General features: G+C 75.8%; 5 protein-coding genes. 1 reads left to right on the forward strand and 4 read right to left on the reverse strand.

All coding sequences use genetic code 11. The features are described 5' to 3' along the window. Positions 1 to 835, reverse strand: an 835-nt coding sequence (locus ADY59_RS46205) for an MFS transporter (protein ID WP_156326158.1), incomplete at its 3' end; no start/stop codon positions are given. 84 nt (positions 836 to 919) lie between these two features. Between ADY59_RS46205 and ADY59_RS46210 the strand changes: the two genes are divergently transcribed. After that, positions 920 to 1,762, forward strand: coding sequence for a LysR family transcriptional regulator (locus tag ADY59_RS46210; RefSeq protein WP_049577390.1), 843 nt, complete (start codon positions 920 to 922; stop codon positions 1,760 to 1,762). Here the strand turns inward: ADY59_RS46210 and ADY59_RS46215 are convergent. From ADY59_RS46215 to ADY59_RS46225, 3 genes are all read right to left on the reverse strand, one after another. Beyond that, a complete protein-coding gene (locus ADY59_RS46215; RefSeq protein ID WP_231619225.1) occupies positions 1,729 to 2,268 on the reverse strand; it encodes a GNAT family N-acetyltransferase in 540 nt (179 codons plus the stop codon). The two genes, ADY59_RS46210 and ADY59_RS46215, sit on opposite strands and share 34 nt — an antisense overlap. A 10-nt stretch (positions 2,269 to 2,278) precedes the next feature. Beyond that, a complete protein-coding gene (locus ADY59_RS46220) occupies positions 2,279 to 3,298 on the reverse strand; it encodes a hypothetical protein (RefSeq protein WP_049577383.1) in 1,020 nt (339 codons plus the stop codon). A gap of 33 nt (positions 3,299 to 3,331) precedes the next feature. Further along, on the reverse strand, positions 3,332 to 5,719 hold a 2,388-nt coding region (locus ADY59_RS46225; RefSeq protein ID WP_049577394.1), incomplete at its 5' end, for a bifunctional [glutamine synthetase] adenylyltransferase/[glutamine synthetase]-adenylyl-L-tyrosine phosphorylase.

Genomic DNA, 5,719 nt, shown 5'->3' on the forward strand with positions numbered 1-5,719 from the left:
GCGCGCGGGGCGACGGGAGGCACCCCCCCCCCGCCCCCCCCGCCCCGCGCCCCCCCCCCCCCGCCGGCCCCCGCCCCGGGCCGCCCCCAGGGCCCCCCCCCGCCCACCCGCCCCGCCGCACCACAGCTCCGGCTCCCGCCGGGACGGCTGCGCGCCGTGCTGTGAACGCGGAGGCGGTCAGGGCGGCGCAGGCCAGGGCGGCGGCGACGGCCGAGCGGGCGGTGGCCGCGTGCGCGAGCAGGGCGAGCGTCAGGCAGGCCGCCGCCTGCGCCGTCCAGCTCACCGGCCGCTGCCCGGCCGGGGAGCGGAGGCCGCGGACGGCCAGCAGGCCGAGGGCCGCGAGCGGGGCGTTCACCAGGAAGACGGCCCGCCACCCGGCAAGCTCCACGAGGAGGCCGCCGAGCAGCGGCCCGGCGGCGAGCGCGGAGCCGGTGGCGGCGGCCCACACGCCGGTGGCGCGCGCCCGCGCCGCCGGGGACGGGTACAGCTCGGCGATGAGGCCGAGGGAGCCGCCCAGGCAGAGCGCGCCCGCCACGCCGAGAGCCGCCCGCGCGGCGACGAGCACGCCCAGCGATGGGGCGGCGGCGCAGGCCAGCGAGATCAGCCCGAAGGCCGCCACCCCGGCCCTGAACACCCGGGCCGCGCCGTACCGGTCGGCGACGGCGCCGCCGGTGAGCAGCGTGGCGGCGAAGGCGACCGTGTAGGCGTTCACCGCCCACTGCATGCCCGCGACCGGCCCGCCGAGTGAGGCGCGCAGGTCGGGCAGGGCGATCGTGAGCACAGTGGTGTCCAGCAGGACCAGGAAGTAGGCGAGGCAGACCCCGATGAGCTTCATGCGGGCCAGCCTGCTGGCGGCCTCGGGGGACGCTCAACAGCCGGGACCGTGGGCCGCGTTCGGGAAGACCGTATGCTCGGCGCCATGGATCTGCGGCATGTGCGATGCTTCGTGGCGGTGGCCGGGGCGGGGACGGTCACCGGGGCCGCGCACGGGCTGGGTCTGGCCCCGGCGTCGGTGTCGGAGCAGGTGCGCAGGCTGGAAGCGGGCCTCGGGGTGCCGCTGTTCGAGCGCACACCGCGCGGCATGCGCCTGACCCGTCACGGGAGCGAGCTGCTCGGCCGGGCCCAGGCGCTGCTCGACCACGCCGAGGAGGTGCGGCGCGCGGTCACGGGCGAGCGGCGGCGCGTCACGGTCGGCGCGCTGGAGATGCTGGCCGCGACGCGGCTGCCCGCCGTGGTGCGACGCCTGTCGGAGCGCCGGCCCGATCTGGACGTGGACGTACGGTCGCTGCCCCGGCAGGCCCTGCTGGCCGAGCTGTCGGGCGGCGGCGTGGACGCGGCGCTGCTGCTCGACGCGGGGCCCGAAGTGGGCACGCTGGGCTTCGACGCGCCCCCGGACCTGGACTTCCTGGACGTGGGCGAGGTGGCGCTGGTCCTGGTCGCGGCGCCGGACGGCGACCGGGACCCGCTGCTCGTCTCCTCGGCCGGGTGCTCGATCCGGCTGGCCGCCGACCGGCTGTTCGGGGCGCAGGCGCCGCGCAGGGAGCTGACCAGCGTCGCCACCGCCCGCGAGTGGGCCAGGCAGGGGTTCGGCAGGTCGCTGCTGCCGGACTTCGCGGTGGAGGCCGACCTGGCGTCGGGCGCGCTGGTGCCGCTCGGCCACGACGCGCCCCGCCTGGCGCTGCGGCTCGTCTGGCCGCGGGGCCGGGAGGAGGCGCTGCGCGACGTGCTCTACGCGATGAGCGAGCCGCGCCCGAGCCGGTAGAGGACGTGCGGGCGCAGCGGGCTGCCCTCGGGGACGCTCGGGTGCTCGAAGTCGCAGGCGTGGTCGCGGGTCATGCCGAGGCGCCGCATCACCGACTGGGAGCGGGTGTTGCTCAGCGCCGTCATGGAGATGATCTCCTCCAGCCCGGCCTCCCCGAAGCCGTGGGCGACGGCCCTGCGGGCGGCCTCGATGGCGTAGCCGTGGCCCCACGCCTTCCTGGCCAGCCGCCAGCCCACCTCGACCGCCGGCAGGAACGGCGCGTCGAACGTCTGCAGCGCCAGCCCGGTGAACCCGATGAACTCGCCGCTCTCCCGCACCTCCAGCGCCCACAGCCCGTAGCCGTGCTCGTCGAAGCGCTGCTCGATCCTGTCGGCGAAGGCGTCGCTGGCGGCCCGGGTCATCGTGGCGGGGAAGTGCTCCATCACCTCGGGGTCGGCGTTGAGCGCCGCGAACGGCTCCCGGTCCGACTCGCGCCACCTGCGCATGATCAATCGCTCGGTCTCCACGCCCGGAATGCTAGCGCCGGGGCCGGATGCCGGTGATCCGCCGGAACACGTCCCACCAGAACGGCGCCCCGAACAGCAGCGCCACGTACGTCAGCAGGTAGCCGGGCCAGTGGCTCGGGGTGGTGAGGCGGTCCCACCACACGCCGCCGTTCCAGTGCACCGACGGGTCGCCCTCGGCCGGGATGGAGACGCTGACGATCGCGTGGTCGAACAGCTTGACCAGCGCCGGCTGGCTGAGCGTGTCGGTGATGCAGCCCACCGGGTCGGCCTGCTCGCAGCGGGCCTTCAGCTCCTGGTACGCCTCGGGCCCGGACACGGCGGTCACCGAGGCGCGGAAGGCGTTGTCGCGCAGCAGCGTCTTGCCGTACTCCAGGCCGTCCATGGTGAACAGCAGCGTCACCAGCAGCCCCAGCACGGTCACCACCCATTTGACGTAGCGCTTGTAGAGCATCGACAGCCGCTGCATCTCGCTGTCGAACCAGCTCTCCACGCCCTGCCGGAACCGGTCCAGGTCGCGCTGGGCGGTCTCCCACACGCCCTTGAGGTGGCCGTACAGCGGGCTGCGCATGGCCTTGAGCTTCTCCAGCAGCCCTTCGACGCCGCCGGGCTCACGGGCGGCCATCTCCATCAGCGCCACGGAGAACCGGCCGGGCGGCAGATCGGCGATGCTGGTGCGGCCCCGCTTGGGGTGGTCGATCTCGCGTACGCGCTCGTACAGCAGGTTCGTCAGCGCGGCGCCGTCGCTCGCCGGCACCTCCCCCGCCTCGGAGGGCGCGGGACGCGAGTCGTGCGCGGGCCTCGGGTCGCGGGCGAACGGGAGGGCGGCGAACACGTCGCGCACCCGGGCGGGCAGCCACGACCTGCCGCGGTCGTCGGCACCGTCGAGGGTGTCACGCAGGTAGGCCCACAGGAACTTGCTGCGGATCGACAGCAGCCGGACGAAAGCCTCATTGAGCCCGCTGACCAGCAGCGACAGCAGCAGGAACGACAGCACGAGGCCGAGCGCGAGGTCGACGTAGGCGGATAACACCTCTGATACTTACACCCTGGGCCTCGGGGGGTGTCAACCTTCGTAGAAGACGCGGTCGACGACCTGGCGGGCGCGGCGGGTGACGCGGCGGTAGTCGTCGAGGAAGTCCTCGGACCCGTCAGGCGGGTAGCCGAGAGCCTGGGCGAGCAGGCGGCGCTCGCGCGCGTCGGCCGGCACGCTGTCACCGGGCCGCCCCTTGACCAGCATGATCGCGTCGCGGACGCGGGAGGCGCACCGCCACGCCTCCGCGAGCACGGCCTCGTCGGCCGGGTCGAGCAGCCCCTCGGCCGCGGCCGCGCGCAGCGCCTCCAGGGTGCGGGTGGTGCGCAGCGACGGGGCCTGCCCCGCGTGGCGCAGTTGCAGCAGCTGCGCCACCCACTCCACGTCCGACAGCCCGCCGGGGCCGAGCTTGGTGTGCAGCGCGGGCGCCGCGCCGCGCGGCAGCCGCTCGGCCTCCATGCGCGCCTTGAGCCGCCTGATGTGGCGTACGGCGTCGCCGGTGATGCCTGCGGCGGGATAGCGCAGCTCGTCCACCAGGGCGGCGAAGTCGGCCCCCAGCTCGGCGTCGCCGGCCGAGAACCGGGCGCGCAGCAGCGCCTGCGCCTCCCACGGCGCCGACCAGCGGGCGTAGTAGGCGCGATAGGAGGCCAGGGTGCGCACCAGCGGGCCCTGCCTGCCCTCGGGACGCAGGTCGGGGTCGATGTGCAGGGGCGGGTCGGGCGCGGGCAGGGCCAGCAGCCGGCGCAGCTCGTTGGCCACGGCGTAGGCGGCGTCGGTGGCCTCACGCTCGTCCGCGCCCGGCAGCGGCCGGTGCACGAACATCACGTCGGCGTCGCTGGCGTAGGAGGACTCCAGGCCGCCCAGCCGGCCCATGGCGATCACCGCGAACCTGGTGGGGAGCGGCCGGCGGCGTTCGGCCTCGACCTTGCCGAGGGCGGCGCCCAGCGCGGCCCGGATCGTCACGTCGTTCAGCGCCGACAGCGCGATGCCGACCTGCTCGATGTCGGCCAGCCCCGACAGGTCGGCGACGGCGGTGCGGAACAGCTCCCGGCGGCGCAGCGCCCGCACCGCGGCCACCGCCGTCTCGGCGTCGTCGCCGTAGCGGGAGACCGCCGCCGACGCCTCGCCGAGCAGCGACTCCTGGGACCGGGGGGCGAGCTCGGCGTCGCCGCCGAGCAGCGCGACCGCGTCGGGCGCGTGCATGAGCAGCCCGGCGGCGTAACGGCTGGTGCCCAGCACCCGCGCCATCCTGGCGGCCACGGCCGTCTCGTCACGCAGCAGCCGCAGGTACCACGGCGTGGTGCCGAGCTTGTCGCTCACCTGGCGGAAGCCGAGCAGCCCGGCGTCCGGGTCGGGCGTGTCGGCGAACCAGCCCAGCATGACCGGCAGCAGCGTCCGCTGGATCGCCGCCCGCCGGGACACGCCCGCGGTCAGCGCCGCGATGTGACGCAGCGCGCCCTCCGGGTCGACGAAGCCGAGCGCCGACAGCCGGGCGGCCGCCGCCGACGGCGACAGCCGCGCCTCCGTCTCCGGCAGCCGGGCCACCGCCTGCAGCAGCGGCCGGTAGAACAGCTTCTCGTGCAGCCGCCGCGCCTCCCTGGCGTGCCGCCGCCACCGCTGGGTGAACTCCCCCACCGGGTCCGCCTGCATGCCCAGCGCCCTGCCCAGCCTGCGCAGGTCGGCCGGGTCCTCCGGCAGCACGTGGGTGCGGCGCAGCCGGTGCAGCTGCAGCAGGTGCTCCACCTGGCGCAGGAACGTGTACGCCTCGGCCAGGCCGCGCGAGTCGTCGCGCCCCACGTAGCCGCCCCGGGAGAGCGCGGCCAGCGCGGGCAGCGTCGCCCGGCGGCGCAGCAGCGGGTCGAGCCGGCCGTGCACGAGCTGCAGCAGCTGCACCGCGAACTCGATGTCGCGCAGCCCGCCGGGGCCGAGCTTGATCTGGCGTTCGCCCTCCGCCTTCACGTGCGCCTCCACGCGGCGGCGCATGGCCTGGACGTCCTCGACGAAGTTCTCGCGGGTGGCGGCCGACCAGACGAGCTCGTTGACCGCTTCCACGTACGCCGCGCCCAGCTCCAGGTCGCCGGCCACCGGGCGGGCCTTCAGCAGCGCCTGGAACTCCCACGTCTTGGCCCAGCGCCGGTAGTAGGCCAGGTGGCTGGCCAGCGTCCGCACCAGCGGCCCGGACCGGCCCTCGGGGCGCAGCCCGGCGTCCACCTCCCACAGCGCGCCCTCGGGGGTGGCCGTGGAGCAGGCGCGCATCATCGCCTGTGCCAGCCTGGTGGCGGTGCGCAGCGCCTTGGTCTCGTCGGCGCCCTCGCGCGGCTCCGCGACGAAGATCACGTCCACGTCGCTGATGTAGTTGAGCTCCCTGGCGCCGCACTTGCCCATGCCGATGACCGCCAGGCGTACGTCCCCGTCGTCCCC

The sequence above is a fragment of the Nonomuraea sp. SBT364 genome (assembly GCF_001083785.1).
Lineage (GTDB): Bacteria > Actinomycetota > Actinomycetes > Streptosporangiales > Streptosporangiaceae > Nonomuraea.

What these genes read in the sequence shown, in the direction of transcription:
- ADY59_RS46210 (WP_049577390.1), top strand. Translation starts at nt 920, where the DNA reads ATGGATCTGCGGCATGTGCGATGCTTCGTGGCGGTGGCCGGGGCGGGG.